This is a genomic window from uncultured Sphingobacterium sp., assembly GCF_964277905.1.
In the GTDB taxonomy this organism is placed as follows: Bacteria; Bacteroidota; Bacteroidia; order Sphingobacteriales; family Sphingobacteriaceae; genus Sphingobacterium; species Sphingobacterium siyangense.
Window position 1 is genome coordinate 250,975 of the sequence record NZ_CAXYKD010000003.1, and the last position, 20,008, is coordinate 270,982.

At 41.2% G+C, this 20,008-nt stretch carries 14 protein-coding genes; 5 read left to right on the forward strand and 9 right to left on the reverse strand.

What is annotated here, in order from left to right; all coding sequences use genetic code 11:
- Positions 1-30: 30 nt before the first annotated feature.
- From ACHWSC_RS03090 to ACHWSC_RS03110, 5 genes are all read right to left on the reverse strand, one after another.
- Positions 31-1,125 (reverse strand): dipeptidase, encoded by a 1,095-nt coding sequence (locus ACHWSC_RS03090; RefSeq protein WP_240199752.1) that lies wholly within the window; start codon positions 1,123-1,125, stop codon positions 31-33.
- Between the two features lies 1 nt (position 1,126).
- Positions 1,127-2,233, reverse strand: a complete 1,107-nt coding sequence (locus ACHWSC_RS03095; protein ID WP_394675749.1) for a D-TA family PLP-dependent enzyme — start codon at positions 2,231-2,233, stop codon at positions 1,127-1,129.
- A gap of 10 nt (positions 2,234-2,243) precedes the next feature.
- A complete protein-coding gene (locus ACHWSC_RS03100) occupies positions 2,244-2,708 on the reverse strand; it encodes a RidA family protein (RefSeq protein ID WP_075993294.1) in 465 nt (154 codons plus the stop codon).
- Between the two features lie 30 nt (positions 2,709-2,738).
- Complete coding sequence (locus tag ACHWSC_RS03105; protein ID WP_394675750.1) at positions 2,739-4,067, reverse strand: gluconate:H+ symporter; 1,329 nt, start codon at positions 4,065-4,067, stop codon at positions 2,739-2,741.
- Positions 4,068-4,301: 234 nt separating this feature from the next.
- Positions 4,302-5,759: an aminoacyl-histidine dipeptidase gene (locus ACHWSC_RS03110; protein ID WP_394675751.1), complete on the reverse strand. Its 1,458-nt coding sequence runs from the start codon at positions 5,757-5,759 to the stop codon at positions 4,302-4,304.
- 128 nt (positions 5,760-5,887) lie between these two features.
- On the opposite strand from ACHWSC_RS03110, the gene ACHWSC_RS03115 reads away from it, so the two are divergent.
- The gene (locus tag ACHWSC_RS03115; protein ID WP_394675752.1) at positions 5,888-7,372 is read left to right on the forward strand and encodes a glycoside hydrolase family 130 protein; all 1,485 of its coding nucleotides are present in this window, start codon (positions 5,888-5,890) and stop codon (positions 7,370-7,372) included.
- Here ACHWSC_RS03115 and ACHWSC_RS03120 read toward each other — a convergent pair.
- On the reverse strand, positions 7,344-9,557 hold the full coding sequence (locus ACHWSC_RS03120; protein ID WP_394675753.1) for a glycosyltransferase family 4 protein: 2,214 nt from the start codon (positions 9,555-9,557) through the stop codon (positions 7,344-7,346). The two genes, ACHWSC_RS03115 and ACHWSC_RS03120, sit on opposite strands and share 29 nt — an antisense overlap.
- Positions 9,558-9,917: 360 nt before the next feature.
- On the opposite strand from ACHWSC_RS03120, the gene ACHWSC_RS03125 reads away from it, so the two are divergent.
- A complete protein-coding gene (locus tag ACHWSC_RS03125; protein ID WP_088162152.1) occupies positions 9,918-10,508 on the forward strand; it encodes a sugar O-acetyltransferase in 591 nt (196 codons plus the stop codon).
- A gap of 70 nt (positions 10,509-10,578) precedes the next feature.
- On the opposite strand, the gene ACHWSC_RS03130 is transcribed toward ACHWSC_RS03125, so the two are convergent.
- The 3 genes from ACHWSC_RS03130 to ACHWSC_RS03140 form a co-directional block, all read right to left on the reverse strand.
- Positions 10,579-10,995 (reverse strand): GNAT family N-acetyltransferase, encoded by a 417-nt coding sequence (locus ACHWSC_RS03130; RefSeq protein ID WP_394675754.1) that lies wholly within the window; start codon positions 10,993-10,995, stop codon positions 10,579-10,581.
- Complete coding sequence (locus tag ACHWSC_RS03135; protein ID WP_394675755.1) at positions 10,992-12,500, reverse strand: NAD(P)H-hydrate dehydratase; 1,509 nt, start codon at positions 12,498-12,500, stop codon at positions 10,992-10,994. Before ACHWSC_RS03135 ends, ACHWSC_RS03130 begins: the two co-directional genes overlap by 4 nt.
- A 180-nt stretch (positions 12,501-12,680) precedes the next feature.
- On the reverse strand, positions 12,681-16,103 hold the full coding sequence (locus tag ACHWSC_RS03140; RefSeq protein WP_394675756.1) for a glycosyltransferase: 3,423 nt from the start codon (positions 16,101-16,103) through the stop codon (positions 12,681-12,683).
- 165 nt (positions 16,104-16,268) lie between these two features.
- Between ACHWSC_RS03140 and ACHWSC_RS03145 the strand changes: the two genes are divergently transcribed.
- From ACHWSC_RS03145 to ACHWSC_RS03155, 3 genes are all read left to right on the forward strand, one after another.
- Entirely contained in the window at positions 16,269-17,108 is an 840-nt protein-coding gene (locus ACHWSC_RS03145; RefSeq protein ID WP_394675757.1) for a DUF4846 domain-containing protein, read from the forward strand.
- Positions 17,109-17,363: 255 nt separating this feature from the next.
- Positions 17,364-18,566 (forward strand): NO-inducible flavohemoprotein, encoded by a 1,203-nt coding sequence (hmpA, locus tag ACHWSC_RS03150; RefSeq protein WP_394675758.1) that lies wholly within the window; start codon positions 17,364-17,366, stop codon positions 18,564-18,566.
- A 97-nt stretch (positions 18,567-18,663) separates the two neighbouring features.
- Positions 18,664-19,143, forward strand: a complete 480-nt coding sequence (locus ACHWSC_RS03155) for an RrF2 family transcriptional regulator (RefSeq protein ID WP_394675759.1) — start codon at positions 18,664-18,666, stop codon at positions 19,141-19,143.
- Positions 19,144-20,008: the final 865 nt, after the last annotated feature.

The window sequence follows — 20,008 nt, forward strand, 5'->3', positions numbered from 1 at the left end:
TTGTGCTCAAGTATGTCTCCATTTCTTTTCTTAAGATTCGGGCAATGCATTTCGCATAAAATTAAGCCAGTTCTTGCTGGCAATCTTTTCAAGATCCGTGTTATCATACCCTCTTTTTGACAGGATACCAAATACTTTTTGGATATCAGCAATCGTTTCCAGATCATAAGGACACTGCTCACGGCCAAATGCTCCGTCTAAATCGCTCCCCACGCCAACATGATCGACATTTCCTGCCAATTGACAAATATGATCAATATTGTTGGCCATGATATCCATGGAGCAATTACTTGTTTTAGGGTCGGATACACCGCGGACCCAATTCGGCACCATCATCCAAGCATCGAGCGCTACACCGATCACTGCTTTTTTCTCCACAAGTGTCTTAATCATTTCATCACTGAACTGCCTATTATGGTTCACAAACTTGCGGCAATTATTATGACTGGCCCAAATCGCACCCTGATAACGTTGTACAGCATCCCAAAAAGCATCATCATTTAGGTGTGTCGCGTCCAATATCATCCCCAATCGCTCCATTTCCTGCAACAACCTTATTCCCTGCTCATTAAGCTTGCCGGATGAATCTGTTCCATTGGCATATCTACCTGGCCCGTAATGTGCTGGTCCAATCGCTCTTAAACCATAGTTATAGGCTGTTTCGAGATAGCTGATCTCCACAATGGAATCGGCACCTTCCAGACTCAGCAGATATCCGATTGGCTTATCGGCATGATCACCGCCATCCGTCCAAAGCGCCAAATGCTGGTCCAGATCAGTTTTTGTACAGATCATTTTCATTTGGCCATCTGCTTCCATTGCTTTATACCATGCAAGCTGACCCTGTGTTTGTGCCCATGCCTGTTCCGGTGAGTACCAGCCTGGTAAAGAACTTTCGGGTTTTACGAAACGGGCGATTTGAGTGGCAACAACCAAACCAATATGACCACGACGCAATTCGTCAAAAGTGACTGTTGCCTTAGCCCGATCAGGTTTGTCATCCATCCCCTTTTCCCTACGGTTCAGTTCAGTAATCGGCAATCGAAGATCCCGATTCCATTCCATGGCATTCATACTCAAATCCAAATGTGCATCGACCAAAAATGGCATTTCAAATTCGTACATATCAATAATTTATTTTTTTATTTCGCGCATAAACAGTCCAAATTTGATCTGCCTGCCGTTCATTGACAACTTGAAGCTCGCCATAACAAGCTACTGTCGGACAGATATGTCGTGGCACGGCATACAGCGCATCGCCTAAGTTAAACTGGGCACTATCTGTTACCTCAACGACCAAATGTTCTTCACTCTGCATTTTTATTTCGCCAATACGGGGATCGAAAAACTTGACGCGGGGTTGCGGCGATTCACATGCAACTGATTTATACCCCAGGTCCAAACAAAGGTGCTTGTGATCAACGATAGAAACGACACGCGTCAAAAGTACCGCCGCAAGCATAAAATCCTGTTCTGTGTAATTTTCGGCATAGCCGAAATCCCAAAACACAAACGTTCCGGGACTGCATTCTACATCGCTGCGTTCGGCATGAAAAGGGAAACTTGGCGAACCGCCAATAACTTTAGTCAAAGGTTTAGAAGTAGACACCTGCGCCATAAGGTAGGCGGTCTCGAGTATACCATATGAATGTTGGGATTGCTTTTCGCGAAGTTTATAATCTTTGTCATGAATATGACCGTCATAACCATGCACACCTACCAACTGAATACCTTCCAAAAGATGGATATCCATAACGAGACGCTCAATCCCTTCTAAAGCTACTCCTGTACGGCCCATGCCAATATTAACATCGAGATAAACAGCGCTGCGTAAGCCTTTCGACAGACTCCGCTTTGAAATCTCCTGTGCTGCATCGACATGATCCACAAGACAGGCAAAATGTGTCTCCGGAAAGGCGGTTACAAGATTCAAAAAACGATCTATCTTTGGCCCTACGGGCTGGTATGCCAGCAAAACATCTTTTGCGCCGATAACACCCAATAGTTCAGCTTCTGCAATGGTTGCACACTTAAACTTTGTAATCCCCTTATCCATCATCAGTTGGCATACTTCCCGACACTTGTTCGTTTTGATATGCGGCCGCAATCGATCAGCCCGCCCATGCACAATATGTAAAGCGCGGTCTATGTTCTTGACAATGCGATCAGGATAGACCAGCAAGGCTGGCGAATCGACCTGATCGACATCATGTATATGGCACCAAGTTTCCATATAATTTCGATTAGTATAACTCAAATAATGCTTCGATTTCTACGGGAATATTATCGGGCAAAGAACCAAATCCAACGGCACTACGTGTTCCGATACCATTCTCTTCTCCCCAAACCGCAGCGAATAGTTCACTACAGCCGTTAATTACACCTGGATGATAAAGAAAATCCGAGGTACAGTTGACCATACCCAATACCTTGATCACACGCTTGATTTTGTTCAATGAGCCCAAATTGGTTTTAATGGTCGATAACATGGTTAGGCCAACTTGTCTCGCTGCAAGTTTGCCTTCTTCAGGACTAATATCACTTCCAATGCGACCGATAATTAATGCAGCATCATCTTGTACGGGACCATGACCAGAAAGATACAGATACTTGCCGTCAATGACGTATGGTTTATAGACACCTTTAGGTGCCGGTGCTGGAGGTAATGTCAAACCTAATTTTTCGAATTGTTCGTCTGCGTTGTACATCTTTAACGATTTTAAAGTTTAAAATAATAGCTAATATAAAATTAATTGCAATAGTAAAACAGCTAGGAGTCCAACAATGGAAACAATCGCCTCCATGATCGACCAGGAAAATAACGTATCCTTTACGCTAAGGCCAAAGTACTCTTTAAAAAGCCAAAATCCGGCATCATTGACATGGGAGAACATCAGACTGCCGGCTCCTATCGCCAATACCATAAGGTTAGGGTCCGCTTTTCCCCCTGTAACAATAGGTAACAGAACACCAGCGGCTGTCAAGGCGGCTACTGTGGCCGAGCCGACACAACCTCTGATAACAGCTGTAATTAACCAAGCCAACAGTAAAGGTGAAATGGTGAGCTGTTGCAGGGTATTGGCCAATAACAGACTGACTCCACTGTCCTCCATAACTTGTTTAAAGATTCCCGATCCAGCAATAATCAATAGAATCATGGCAATATCTTTCACCGCAGACTCATAGATTGTCATCACATTGGCCATCGATCGTCCCAATTTCAATCCTAATAAATAGGTTGCTACACCGACCGCAATAACCATAACAACGGTAGGGTTACCGATAAACTTAACTCCCTGCTGCAACGCTATATTGGTTGTATGATAGCAATAAGGAAGCAATGTAAATAAGACAATGAGCAATACCGGCAGCAAGGCAACAGCCAAACTTACTCCCACTGTCGGGCGCGGATACTGCGCTAACTCCGAACGATCTTTCTCGCTAAAAATTGATTCCTGACTTGCCCGTATATTTTTGAGGCTTCTTCCAAAAATTGGCCCACCCAAAATAATAGCAGGTATGGCGATCAAAAGACCATAGATAAGTGTCAGTCCCATATCAGCGTTGAACAGGGCAACTAATGCAACCGGGGAAGGATGCGGCGGAATAAAGCCATGTGTTACAGACAGGGCTGCCAGCATCGGTAATCCGATATATACTGCCGGCAACTTATAGCGGTAGGAAATAGAAAATATCAAGGGAACTAATAAGACAAATCCGATTCCATAAAATAGCGGTATTCCAACGATAAAACCCGTCAACATAAGCCCCCACTGAAGGTATCGCTCTCCCATCAGACGGACCATTTGCTCAGCAATAATCTCGGCGGCCCCACTTTCAGCTACAATTTTCCCCAACATTGCGCCCAAAACAATGATCAAAGTTAGGCTTCCCATAACGCCTGCAACACCTTTTTCAACTGTCTCCACCAACTGTGCCGGTGGAATACCCAAACAAAGTCCACTGAGTAAGGAAACAACTAAAAAAGCAAGAAAGGCATTGATCTTAAAATAAGTTATGCAAAGGATAAGCAAACAAATGCTGATTACAATGAGGATTATAGTCATTATATCACTATTAGGTTTTCCCTCAATTTGAGAGCTTGTATAAAATTTGGTCTATTAAATCATTTTTTCATCCTGAAAGTAAGGTTATTTTTCATTTTTTGCAAGGAAAATGAAAAATTAATGAAAATAAAAAAGGTATGGCTTACACCATACCTTTCTGTTTCCGTGACCTATTTCTTTTTGCTTTCATATCCTATCGTCAAAAAAAACCAGCAATAGGCCCTTGTTGAAAATTTATTTTTTAGGGATCTCTTTGAGAATTTCGAGCACAAAACTCCAAAACTTCTGCACCGAAGAAATGGAGACACGCTCTGCAGGCGAATGAGCACCTAAGATTGTTGGTCCAAAAGAAATCATATCCATTTCGGGATAGTTTGTTCCCAAGATACCGCACTCAAGTCCGGCATGGCAGGCCACGACTTCTGGAGCTTCACCATGTTGTCTCGTATAAATTGATTTGAGCACTTCTAAAATCTCAGAATTCGGATTAGGTGCCCATCCTGGATAATTGCCCGAAAAACCGACGGTAAAACCACCCAGTTCAAATGCAGCTTGTAAAGATTGAGCTAAATCAAATTTAGACGTTTCAACAGAAGATCTGGTTAGACATTTGATGGAAACCTTTTCCCCGCCTACTTCTACTTTAGCAATATTATTGGAGGTTTCTACCAAGTCCTCAAAATCGGCGCTCACACGATAAACACCATTTAAGGCCGCATAAACGCTGTTGATCAGGTTTTCCTGCACGTTTACTGGAACTACTGTTGCATAAGCAGCATCAGTTTGCTTCACGACAATTTCCATAACCGGTTCTGTCGTTGCAAATTCCAGTTTAATATCCTGAGCCAATTGCGTCAAATTCTGAACAAAGTCAGTTGCTTTATCCTTACTGATAACCACCTTTGCAACACTTTCTCTCGGAATTGCATTACGTAGACTTCCGCCCAACAAAGAAGCAATACGCAATCCATAATGTGCATTGGCGCCAAATAGCAAACGGTTCATTATTTTATTGGCATTGGCAAAACCTTTATGAATGTCCATACCAGAATGCCCTCCATGTAGTCCTTTTACTGTAATTTCAAAAGATAACGTATCAAAAGGACAAGGCTCTGCAACGTAGGACTGCGTTGCCGTCACATCAATCCCACCAGCACATCCTATATCAATTTCAGTATCATTCTCTGTATCCAGATTCAACAGGATTTCACCCGAAAGCACACCGCCTTTTAAACCTAAAGCTCCCGTCATGCCTGTCTCTTCATCAATCGTAAACAAAGCTTCAATGGCAGGGTGTTCAATAATGGATGATTCCAAAATCGACATGATTGTCGCAACACCAAGACCATTATCTGCACCCAAAGTGGTGCCTTCTGCTTTTACCCAATCACCATCAACATACATTTTAATACCTTCATTATCGAAGTCAAAAACAGTATCGTTATTTTTTTGGTGCACCATATCCAAATGCGACTGCAATACAATCGTTTTACGGTCCTCCATTCCCGGAGTAGCAGATTTTTTGATGAGCACGTTGCCAATCTCATCAACGCTTGTTTCTAAACCCAAGGATTTACCAAAGTCTACCATAAAGGCAATCACACGCTCTTCTTTTTTAGAAGCTCTCGGGACCGCATTCAATGCAGAGAAATTTTTCCAAATTGCTTTTGGTTCTAAATTATTTTCAATCATATCTAAATTTTTTCCTTGGTCAAAGTTACTCCATTTTTATTAGATATCCGGTGATTATTGGCTTAGAATAAAAACAAAAGCCAATCACTGTTCGTTCTAATACAGGGTATAAACATGAACATATCATTATGCATAGACCAGTACAAGTTGAACGGAAGGATATTTATTTTAAACCTGATAAAAAGAGAGTGCTAGCACGTTTTTTTTCGCTGGGAGATGACCGCACGATAAAAGTTATCAAACGTATCTTATCCCTGAATGAATCGGAACGAAAGGAAGTCTTTGGCCAGGTACTCCGAAGCTATACAAAAAGACACCGTAGTATAGTCCATATTTTTGAACGTAATTTTGACCGCATAAGCCACTTATTGGAAAAGATTCCATTTCCAAAAGAGAAACTGAGCCAAATTGACAAGCTACTGATCGGATCCTATTTCACGATGGAATATTCGATTGAATCGGCGGCATTGTTTAATCCCTCCATTATAGAACATCCGGACCAGACAGAATTATTCAGGGGTGAAAAACGCGTTATTTTGAGTTTCAGGGCAACCGGAGAAGGCCATGTTTCTTCGATCGTTTTTCGATCAGGAACATTGGATGTTGACAACAATATACATATCGATTATGTCGGCAGTTTATTGGATAAACCTATGCAAGTCAAAAATCACCGTTATCACAAGGAGTCATTCTTAAAGAAAATGAATGAGTTGCATGCCGAGCCAACGGAAGTTAAGTCCAAACTGGAAGCCAAGCTAACGGAGACATTTACCTACGAGGAACTCAAACGGTACATCGATGAAGTACGGCGCGATAGTGACGAAAACCTGGAAAATGTGACATTTCTACAACAGGCGCTCTGGCTCGCTTCGTCGCATTATGAAATGACTTTCTCCCTGGATACTTCCATTTCAGAACGTGTGATATTTCCGATTGCCGATACCGAAAAAAGAGGAATTGAAGATGCGCGTTTCGTTCAGTTCAAAAACGAAAGAGGTGAGAGCACGTACTATGCAACATACACCGCTTACGATGGATTCAGCATCCTCCCGAAATTACTCACCACAAAAGATTTTTACCATTTTAAAGTAAAACCTATTTATGGTGAAATTGCCAACAAGGGGGCGGCACTATTTCCACGTAAAATAAATGGACGTTATGCCATGCTCTGCCGCATTGATGGTGAGAACAACTACATCGCCTACTCCAATAATATCAATATATGGCAGGAAACGGCAATACGGATTCAACAGCCAGAATATCCGTATGAATTTGTTCAGATCGGTAATTGCGGGTCGCCGATAGAAACGCAATACGGCTGGCTGATTTTAACCCATGCCGTTGGACCAATGCGTGAATATGTCCTAGGCGCAGCTCTTTTGGACTTGGACAACCCGCATGTGGAAATTGGACGCCTACATAGCCCATTGATGACGCCCAATGACGAAGAGCGAGAAGGCTATGTACCAAACGTCATTTATTCCTGCGGAGCGATAGTACACAACGAACACCTCATTTTACCTTATGCGATGTCCGATTATGCATCAACCTATGCGACCATCAAGCTCGAAGATTTATTGCTCGCTATCTTGAATCCTGATCGTTATCAATAAAAGCACGGTAAACTACGATATAAGCCAAATAGAAACAAAGGGTACTCTCCGCCCCTTGGTTTCTATTGATGCCATAGGATTCGAGGCCATCACAGCAACCTTTAGTTTCCTCATCATACAAACCGAGCCGAAGATCATTCTCTCCTAAAAACCAGCGGAAAGAAGCAATCATACGGGTAAAATAGGCCTTTTTATTGGTCAATCGAAAAGCTTCACGATACATAAATACCATTGCCGTGACATCAAGTGGCTGCTGACCAAACTTGCTGATATGCTTCCCTTGCTTGGCCCACTCCTGATTTCCGACCAATGAAAGCGCACCATTCTGGACAGTCATACTTTCGAGAAACTTTAAAGTCGATAATCCCAACTGTTTTATTGTTTCATCGTTCAAAAAAGGATAGGCCGTCAATAGCGCATAGGGCAAAATTGCGTTATCATAACTCAATACCGCTTCAAACCATTGCCAGTTTTCATCTGAGCTTGCCTCGTATTCCCGTACCAGCTTGCCGATAAGGGCCCGCATTAACTCTATCATCACCTCGTCATTGGATTGATGATGCAAATATTCCGCAATTCCCAGTACAGTATAAGCTATCGCCCGGTTGGAACGCAACTGACCAAAATTTGGAACGGCCCTAAAAAACAGTTCATGCCCCAATTGATAATAGCTTGTCAATTTTGTCTCCCGAAGAAGTACGCCCAATGCCCATATCGTCCGTCCAAAGGAGTCCTCCGAACCGACCTCATCGAGGAAACTATGTTGGAAATTCATAAAATTGTGAAAAAGCCCATCTTCGCGCTGATGATAATAGATATAACTCAAGTAGGTCGAGATGCGACGATCAAGCCTTTTGTCAGCAAAATCTTGCTGCGCCAATAAAGTAACTAAAAGTGCTCTTGCATTATCGTCCAGACAATAGCCCTCTTTGTAGTTCGGTAGCGAATAAGTTGCATGCTGTAAGATACCGACCTGATTGGTCAGTCTGTCGATATGCTTCCAGCTGAATTTGGGCATTTCCTCTTTACTAAATCCGACATTTTCTTTGAGTCTATCGTAGGTAGGAATAATTTTATCTAAAATTCGTGTGTACCGGAGGCCTATATTTTTCCAGGTCATCTCTTTACCAAATATACGGGCATTGTCTCTTAGTGTTGTGCGATAGTCCAAATTTAAAAACAGATTTTTGAGCACCTCGGCCATCTTAGCTGAATTTTTAAATTCGACGAGCACTCCCCTTCCATCAGCGAGCAATTCTTTGGCGTGCCAATAAGGAGTGGACACCACCGCAGCTCCGGCACCGATGGCGTAAGACAATGTTCCACTTGTAATTTGCGCCTCATTAATATAAGGTGTAACATAAACATCGCAGGCACATAGATACTCCACAAGATCGGCTTGACTAACAAAGGAATTAATAAATTGCACATGTTCCTGCAACTGATAGGTTTCCACAAGACTACCCAGGTATTCCCGATATTCCTCGCCGGAATGTGCCAATACATTGGGATGCGTTTTACCGACAACGAGGTACAACAGATCCGGTTCATCTTTGACGACCTCAGGGAGGGATTCAATCACCATTTCAATTCCTTTGTTTCGCCCCAAAAAACCGAAGGTCAATAAGACTTTCTTCCCGGAAAATCCTTTTTTAAGCTTGGCAAGCTCATGATCTAAAGTAAACTCCGGCACACCGTGGTGTATCAGCCTAACTTTAGAAGTATTGACCCGATAAATCGATTTGAGTAATGTAATTGCATAATTGCTCATGACGATTACAATGGAAGCACGTTTTACAATTTCAATAAGAATGGCCTTTTCATCAACATTTGGTTTTTCAAGAATGGTGTGAAAATTAACGAGTAGCGGAATGTGTAATGCATTAATCAATGATAAGATATATATGCCGCTATTGCCGCCAAAAATGCCATATTCATGTTCGAGTATGACGCAATCGTACCCGTTTTCATTAATATAATTTGCGGCTTCAATATAGGACAATTGACGATGCTGATCTATTTTAAACACGACCTCACTGGGATAAACATAGTCCCGATCCGCGACCGCAAAAACATGTTGCGTCAGTTCCTGATTATGCAGTGCTACAGCATGCAACAAATCTGATGTAAAAGTGGCAATCCCACATTCTTTGGGCAAGTAGGTACTTATATAAGCAATCTTCATTGGAATAATATTTTTTGAATATAGCCCGGACAAAGGCAATAGCATCGTGTGCTCCACTATCTAAATGCGTTTCGAACGAAAATTGTTTGTCACAACTGTATGAATTAAATCGGAGAAAGGTTTTTGATACTTTGTGCAGATCAGTACGTTGCTATAAAACCTGGCGCTGAAAAGCTGTCCATTTGTTGGAAACAGGGCAATTTGATGGAAAACAGGGTATCCATTAGTTATGCTTAATAGAAAGCAGGGGCTTGATTATCTGAAATAAGAGCGCTCAATAATCTAGATTCACAACGCGTAGATTATTATTGCATTTAAACATCAATTTATCTAAGTTTGTTACAGAAAAACGGGCATTGAATGAAATCAGCAAAGGAAAAAATGATTGCCGGACTTCCCTATATCGATTCGGAGGGGCAATTATTTAAGGAAAGACAATACGCAAAAGAAGAACTGAAGCGATTTAACGATTCGGAGCCTAAACAACTGAAATTCAGAAAACAGATCATTCAAAAACTGTTTAAAGCGACGGGAACTCGATTCTTTCTCGAACCTCCTTTTCGTTGCGATTATGGTTATAATATTGCTATTGGTGAGAACTTTTACAGCAACTATAATTGTACGATTTTAGACGGCGCGCCGGTTACCATAGGTGACAATGTATTATTTGGGCCCAATGTAAGTCTCTTTACAGCTGGTCATCCCCTACATTTTGAAGCAAGAAATCAAGGTTGGGAATTTGCGTTGCCGATCGTTATCGAAGATAATGTATGGATCGGTGGACATGTTGTCGTCAACCCCGGCGTGCGAATCGGAAAAAATTCGGTCATTGGTTCTGGATCGGTCGTCACAAAAGATATACCAGCGGATGTCGTAGCTGCAGGCAATCCTTGCCGGGTGATACGTAACATTACCGAAGCGGATCGGATCAACTATACTGAAAATCTGTAGGGATAACACAGGTCACAAGGGATAACATGGGGCACATTTATAAGAAAACGATCTATCTTCCCACTTACAGTTAACTTACAGAATCATTTGTGAAAGATAATGAATAGGTGACGGTGGCTTCATGTTGTTTTAGAAGAACAAATCCATTACTTGTCCAAAAATGTTGCTGATCGCCGGCCACATTTGCAAGAAGATATTGACCAGCAAATGTATGGATAAATAGTTCCGCATGCTTCAATAATGCTGTGCCTACACCTTTCAGCCTTACATGTGGAGCAACAGCGAGGAAATGGATTGTATAAGTATCACCTGAACTAATCAGGCTCAGCACGCCTACCACGTCGTTTCCATCGTAAGCCGCAAAATGCGTCGCTTCAAAATCGCCCTCCAACATCACCTCGGCCAACTTACCTTCCGGAGCGAAAACCTCTTTTCGAAGTTTCCAGGTCCGGGCGGCAAAAACTTGTTCAATGTACCAATCTATCATAATCCTTTTTCTAAAGACATAAATGCGTCGGAAAGATGATTAATGGTATCCGAAGGTAATAAGGAATAGGTGCCGATCGTCTTCACTGCAATATCTGCCGCGCGCCCATGGATATATACCCCCATAATTAAAGCGTCTTTAGAAGAATAGCCCTGTCCAAGCAAGGAAGTAATAATCCCTGTCAGTATATCACCACTGCCTCCTGTTGCCATCCCAACATTGCCCGTACTATTGAAGTACACCATCCCATCAGGCATAACCATAGCACTATTAGCCCCTTTTATTAGCACGTAAAACTGATGTTTACGCGCAAAAACTTTCACTTTCTCAATCTTTTCGGAATCATCTTGCCAAGCACCCAATATCCGGCTAAGTTCTTTGGGATGGGGAGTCAATATACTATGGGCTGGAACAAAAGCCCAAAGATCCGATTCGCGGGCAAGAATATTTAAAGCATCAGCATCTAATACCAAAGGAGTATCATTAACACGGGTTATAAATACCTTTAGCGCATCAATTGTATGCAGCGCTGTTCCCATGCCGATTCCGATACCCACAGACTGATGGCCATCGATTACCGGGAATTGGCTAATAAAATCTTGTTCAGGATCAGTCAACACCATCGCTTCGGGCACAGCGGTCTGTAAGATGGTATTACCACCGTCAGGTACATAAGCGGAAGCTAAACCGCAGCCCGCTCGAAGAGCCGCTTTTAACGCAAGCTGAACGGCCCCCATTTTACCTTTACTTCCGCCAATAATAAGGGTATGACCAAATGTTCCCTTATGATCAAATTTCCTTCGTTGTCGATAAAAGGACCTGACAAGCGGCTCGTCGACATAAAAAAGATTGGTTTCTGCCGCTTCAATTGCTCGTTGGCTAAGATCGATATCCAATACCTTGAAGTCTTTTACATACCATTGGTTTTCGGGCAGCAGCAAGGCCATCTTGGGAAACTGAAAGGTATAAACCAAATCTGCCTTTACAATTGGAACATCTGCAGCAGTCTTTTTATCTGCCAGTAGTCCAGAAGGCATATCGACGGAATAGATCCTTGCACCACATCCATTTATACTAGAAATTATACCGTTCCACTCAGCTGTTAATACACGCTTTAATCCATAACCAAACAAGCAATCCAGTACGATTGCATCGGAAGGGATATCAATCTGGTCTTCCGCTGCAATTTTTTGAATCATATGATTGGGCAAACGCTTTTGATTGGCAAGATTATCAGCGGAGTAATCCGCTACATCCATTAAATAAACCTTGACTTGAGCCTGCTGTTGATCCAACAGACGAGCCAGCACCAAGCCATCGCCGCCGTTGTTTCCTTTACCGCAGAAGATGAAAAAGGTACTGTGCTCCAATCGGGGATGAAGCTTTTTAATTTCCTCAAAAACAACTGTTGCAGCTCGTTCCATCAGGTCTAGACTACTGATTTTTTGATCCTTTAGGGTTTCACTATCAATCCTGTTTATCTGCTGAGCGGAAAGTATCTTCATTTGGTCGCTATTTTTATTGAAAGTAGCTATTCTCAAGGTCAATTAAAAATCTCGGTATAATTTTTTGGCGGGCTGGCGATAGTGATCCTCGTGTAGGATCCGATGAAGGAACTACATCAGATCGCTATCGTTCAGCTCATGCACGTGTCTGCTTTTTATTCACTTGTTGTTACCGGCTTCTTATTCACTTATTGTTACCTCTTTCACTCCGCCTGTACGTTTCAAGGTACCCCAGGTATTCAATTCACCTTTAATGGCTTTTCTGACAGACTTGAATAAAACGAAGTACATCAGTTGACGCCAGAAAAAACGCTGCGGAAACAAATAAATTAAATTGCTAAGTTTCTCGCCTTCCATTTTAAAGGCAATACCTGCAAAGAACATATCCACGAATACAAAAAGGAAGTAATAAAACATCACTTGACCAAAACCGTTATGCAGTGAAAATAATCCTGCAATTCCCGTCCAGCTGATACCATTTACCTCGCTTAAGGAGAAAAGACCACTCACTAGAGAGAATAACATAAAAATATCGGCCAAAGGAGCAAATAAAGGAAGTATAATCTGAAAAATCAGAATATTAGGCATTCCGACCATACCAAAATAGCCATATTTGGGATTCAACAAGGTCTGTTTATTTTTCCAAAAACTCTGCAACACACCAAAACTCCAACGGAAACGTTGCTTGAAGAGCATTTTGACCGTATCCGGTGCTTCCGTATACGCGATTGCTTCAGATGAATCTCGCACGGTATAACCCGCTCTTAATATACGCATGGTTAAATCACAATCTTCCGCTAACGTATCCGTAGTAAATCCGCCCACTTCCAAAATAACAGATCTACGAAAGGCCCCAATTGCTCCTGGTACGACTGATATCATATTGAGCAAATCGAACGCTCTCCGATCCATATTCTGTGAGGTGATATATTCGATCGATTGCCAATGTGTCAATATATTATGCACATTTCCCACTTTAACACTACCCGCAACAGCGGCGACCTGAGGTTTATTGAAATATTTCATCAACTGTTTTAATGCATCTGTTTTCAGTTGTGTATCGGCATCGATACAAAGCACAAACTGTGCTTCGGATTGTTGGATACCATAGTTAAGCGCAGAAGCCTTGCCCCCATTTGGTTTTGTAAATAACCTTACTTTAGGATGATCGCCATACACCTTACTGACAATCTCAAAAGTCTTGTCTTTTGATCCATCATCAACAAAAATCAATTCATAATTGGGGTAATCCAAATTCAATAGGCTTTTTATCGTTGCCAACACTGTTATTTCCTCATTATAGGCAGGAATGATCACACTTACTTTTTCCCGAGGTTCCACAACCAATTGAGATCGCTCTTTTTTACTTTTTTGTTTTTGTCGGATTGCCAGATAAGCAATCATTGTTGTTCTAAAAATTGCCAATACAATTGCAACGGAAAAAACCAAGTTAAGGAAGATGTTACCGTAAAACAATGTTCCTAAGAACAAGCGGTTGGAAGATCCACTAAATCCCGAATCGGAAGCATTTTCCACAGGAGGCATCAGTTCATCACGTTTTTTCCCCATTAAATCTCCAATCGTCGCAAATTTATAACCATGAGATTTAAAATAGTGAATAATACGCGGCAAGGCCGCTATAGTCGCTTCTCGATTGCCTCCGGCATCATGTAATAGAATAATGTTTCCATTATCGCGTTGTTTTATGACTTCATTATAGATTTCATCTGCCGTACGACCAGGTAACCAGTCGTTGGGATCAATATACTCGCCGATATTGATGTAGTTCTCTTTCCGGCTCTGAGCAACAGGCAGAATTTCGGCAACAGTCTGTGGCTCGGCATCGGCATTAAAAGGGGCCCGGAAAAGAATTGTACTATGACCGGTTATGCATTCAATGATCTTTCGGGTGGCATTCAGTTCAAACTTAACGCGATTCGGGCCTATTGTAGACATATCAGGATGAAAAAAGGTATGGTTACCGAGTTCATGTCCTTCTTGATATTCTCTCCGAACCAGATCCATATTTTTCTCAGCCATAACACCAACAAGAAAGAAAGCTCCGGGAACATGTTCCTTTTTTAATATATCCAATACTTGTGGTGTATACGTAGGATCGGGACCGTCGTCAAAGGTCAGGACCACAGTATTATCTCTTTCTCCAAAGCGTTTGATGACATAATTACTTGGCGTCTTTACATACTCCTGATTCTGAACCATAAGCGTTGATGGGTCGTAAGTGAATTTCACTTCCCCCGGAGCGGGACTATTGACCAAGTCCAAAATTTCCCCATCCCCAATATATTGAATACCCCCGACATTGATCTGGCTTATCTTTCCAAAGTCAAAAGGTTCTTTTTTCAGATTTTCTCGGTCCAATGATCTTGAAATAAATGACCATAAACGGGAGTCTTCACTTCCTAAACGCCAAAGTGCAATACCAGCTAGCCCCCAGTCATCTGCTTTGCGGATAAGATTAAAATAGGTTGCAGCGTCTGTAAAATAGACATCATGATACATCCCTGTCCCATCTTTATAGCTAAAGTTGAGATTTGCAGATTCGGGATCAAAAGTAATCTTAGCATTGTAATTATGCGCCAAAATAACAGCATTATCATATGTCAATGTCTTGCCGACACTGCCTTTTGGCCAATCATATCCATAACAGGCCAAAGCCAGAATCACCTTGTCTGCATCGATCTTATTGCAAAGTTCATCGAGATTTTTTTCGACCCATGCCTGATGTGAAATGGCGCCGGCATTACTTTCAATGGAATGCTGATCATAAGCCATAAGTATGATGTAATCGTTGTACTTTTGTAAGGCAATGGGATCGTAATCATCATTTTCAGGTGAAATATCCTGCGTGACAAGTAGGCCTTCTGTATGAAATACCGTATAGATGTGGGCCATAAAATCATTAAGCGCCTTGTGGTCATCCAACTGTAAATTCTCAAAGTCAATATTTATGCCAGCAAAGCCATTGCGCTTCACTTTAAGAAGGATATCGTCTATAAAACGCTGTTGTTTATCCGGATTAAGTAAAATAGCCTTTACAGTCTGCCCGTCAAAATCGTTACCACTGAAATTGGAAATCTGTGCGATAGCTTTGCGCTTATATTGATGAATGACCTTAAGCGCAGCAGTATCTGCTTTATCCACTACTGTATCTTGATTAGGCACAGTAAAAAAGGATTCCATAGCAACCATATCCAAATGACCAATATTGCGGCGTAGATCCGATAAAGACTGCTCACGAACTTCATTAGACCAAGAACTGACATAAAACCCCATATTGATTCTATCTTTGGTACCAATATGTTTCAAATGCTTCAGCTCCCGGTCACGTTTAATCTTCTCCAATTCGGATTTTACAATGGTAAACTCCTTAAATTGTTTGGATTTTTTTAATCTGGCGGTGGACTTTTCAGTCAATGCTGTGTTGGTATTAATTGTTGGAAAAGGAGGAATCTGAATCTTTCCCAATGTATAAACCACACAGATAACACCAATGATCAAACCTATCACCAATGCTCTGCTCATCCATGAAAAAGCGTACCAGCGCTTTTTGCTTGACGTCTGAAAAATCTGTTTTCCTGACATAATCGTATTCTTATTAACTTCGGCTAAGCTACATCAGAAAATGATCCAAAAAGTTGATGAATAGCTTAAAAATTTCTTAATTTTTTCAAATGATTCACACTTCGAATTATATCTAAATTTAAGTATATTCGATGAAACGCAATACACTAGCTCAGAAACTTTTATATGAGATCAATATATGTACTCATTCCACTCCTCTCGTGTCAGGTTTTCAGTGGATGTGGGCAGCCAAATGTTGCTGCACCCAATAACAAAACTTTGAATCCGGCAACTACTGAGTCAATAGCACCTGACGGGAACCAGTTTATCAACCCCGATGGGATGACGATCAAATCGCGCATTTTGTTACCAGAAGGCTTTAAAAGGCCTACCTACCGGGTCGAAGAATTTGGAAATTTTCTCGAAAATCTTCCATTATACCCCATCGACCAGGAGGTACATTATTATAACGGAAAAATTAAACCTAGAAATAACATCTACAATAGTGTTGTGAAGCTAGACATAGGAAAGCGCGATTTACACCAATGCGCCGATGCTGTAATGCGGCTCAGGGCAGATTACTTATACCAACAAAAGCGGTATAAGGATATCAAATTCAACTTCCTTTCCGACAGCAAACCCCGCGCATATACAAACTATGCAAAAGGAGACTACTCCTACCCAACCTATTGGAAATACCTGGAATATGTGTTTGCCTATGCCAATACAGCTTCGCTACACGATGAGCTGTCCAGCGTAAAAACGACTCAGGAAGTTAAGATTGGAGATACTTTTATCCAGAAAGGATCACCCATTGGCCATGCAATCATTGTAGTTGATCTAGCCAAGGACAGTACTGGAAAAATAATCGTGCTGCTCGCGCAAAGTTACATGCCAGCCCAAGAAATACAAATTTTAAACAATTGGAACAACAGCACGCTTAGTCCTTGGTACGATATAGACCAGGATATTATAAAAACCCCTGAATGGACATTTTATCCTAAAAACCTCAAAACCTGGGAATAGCCAGCGCTAAAAACTTGAGAATAGCCAGAGCTGATCATAATAATACTTTTTCAATCGATCAGGTGATGACCAAACAACAGGTAAAAAATAATAAAAGATATTTTTGTCTTTTATTATAAATTTCTATTTTTGTACCCGATAGTCACTTGCAAATGAACCCTATCAAGGTTTACAAAATTCCTCGTAGCCGAGGTGGATTTTTTTGTTTTTTATTCCGATCAAATAAAAGATAAAAAGGTATTTAAATATTTTATTATGATTACTGAAGCACAAAAAGAGTTAATCAAAGGCACTGTACCGATTTTAAAAGAACATGGTGTAGCGCTGACTAGTTATTTTTATAAACGTATGTTTGCCCACAATCCTGAGCTTAAACATATCTTCAATATGGGAAACCAACAAAATGCGCGACAACAAACGGCGTTGGCTACAGCTGTGTTAGCCTATGCGGAGCATATCGAGAATCCCGCAGTCCTTCTTTCTGCAGTGAAACATATTGGACAAAAACACAGTAGCCTCAATATTCGTCCGGAGCATTATCAGATTGTTGGCAGGCATCTATTGGCCTCCATTCAAGAAGTATTGGGGGAAGCTGCAACAGAAGAACTGATTGAAGCCTGGAAAGTTGCCTATTTTCAATTAGCAGATCTGATGATCGGAGTCGAAAAGGATATGTATGATCAAATGATCCAGAACGAGGGCGGATGGACGGGCTGGAAGCCATTCACCATTGTAAAAGTGGTATCTGAGACCGCCGAGATTCAGTCTATTTATCTCAAGCCAACAGATCAAGGAAAACTTCCAAAACATGAGGCAGGCCAGTATGTAAGTGTACGTGTATTTCTTCCCGAATTACACCTGTATCAACCAAGACAATATAGTCTTTCCGATGCGAGCAATGGAGAGTACCTTCGGATTTCGGTAAAAAGAGAAGCTACGGAAGGAAAACCTGAGGGTATGGTGAGTAATTATATACATCAATACTTTGAAGTTGGAAAACAACTGGAGCTCACAGCACCTACAGGTTCCTTTCAACTTATAGAAAGTGAAAAACCAAATGTATTTATTAGTGGTGGAGTTGGTCAGACCCCATTAATTGCCATGTTAGAGCATTTAGCTGACAAGAAAGAAGATAAACCAATAACTTGGATCCACGGTTGCCGTAACCCTGATTTACATGCGTTTAAAGAAAGATTAAAAACATTGGAAAATCAGCATCAAAACATAACTAGTTTTTCTTTCTATGACGAAGCTCAGGATGCGGATGCCGACGTCCTTGTGGGTTGGGTTGATCTCGCTAAAATAGATGCTTCGCATCTTCCACAGGAGGCAAACTATTACCTCTGTGGCCCATCAGGATTTATCAAAAAGCACTTCCAATATTTAACGAATCAGGGTGTCAACGCTGAGAACATTCATTTCGAAGAATTTGGTCCAGCATCTTTGCAACTAAATTAATTGCACTACCCCACTTCATCAAATAGTCATCCCTAATTTTTAATCATTGGCGGATGGCTATTTTTGATTTTGTACATTTGCAAAAAGCAAAAAGGTTATGGGTATTTTTTCTAAAACATGTGAATATGGACTACGGGCAGTTTTTTTTATCGCACAAAGCTCCCAAGAAAATAAACGCGTGAGCATAAAAGAAATAGCAGAGAGTATCCATTCTCCGGAAGCTTTTCTAGGCAAGATATTACAGAATCTAAGCCGTGCAGGTATCATTCGATCCATGAAGGGACCTGGTGGTGGATTTTACCTCGATAGGGAAGACATGTCCACTCCACTATCCGAAGTCGTCAAAGCGATCGACGGTGAAAGTCTATTTGTCGGCTGCGGCATGGGGCTTGAATTCTGCTCCGAACAATATCCCTGTCCCTTGCATCACGAGTTCAAAAGCATACGCAACAACCTCTCGGAAATGCTTCAAAAAACAACGGTCGGCCAATTCAATGATGACCTGATTAAAGGGAAAATCCTGTTAACGAAAAGCCATATCGACCCTGATAAAACCACGGGTAATTCCTTGGATTAACAGGCTAAATCTTCCGCTTTTTCCTTCATTTTTTCTATTGAGTACCGTTTTGAAAATAATTCGGAAGATGTAAAATTCGCATTTTTTCGTACAAAACTACACATTCACATAATCCACATAACACAGCTGATTAAAAGCAATATAAAAATTATAAAACATTAAAACATATCGCATTTAAGCGTCCTGCTATTCCATTATTCAAATCATTGAAATTACGCGAAATAGAATGACCCAAGACCATTTCTAAACTTGTTATAACGCCGCCACCAAACTCGATATAACTCCCTGAAAGTAACCCTCACTTTTTATTTAATCCGCTCCATAAAACAAGGAAATAGGCTTTTTGTCAGCCTATACCAAGGCAACAATGCTCCTTTTTTGACGTCTTTCCTTTGGGTTAAACCCAAAAAAAACGGATCATTTTCTGACTATAACACCATTTTCATGCAATTTTTCAGCTTTTAATATAAAACTAAAAAAAAATAAAATTAATATTTAAACAACAACATATTACAGATTTTATATAAACAAATAAAAGACATGTAAAACTGTTTAAAAAGCTTGGTTTTTATAGCAGAAAGGGTATGGATAAAATTTTATCCATACCCTTTCTGCTAATCATGGATAGCGCCAAAGTGGGCATTCCCTCCAGTGCCGGATACAAAAAAAACAGGAGACCATAATCTTTAAATTCTTCATGTGTATTGTACAGTTCGAGGTCACAGTTCCCGCCATTAACGATGATTACCTACGAAAAGAGCATCCATGTAGTAGAGCGAGCACATAGACGTTACTATATTTTTTTAGCGCTTCTCCCAACATCATGCGAAACGTTTCGCCCCTCAAGCAAGTCCATTTGTAAAGA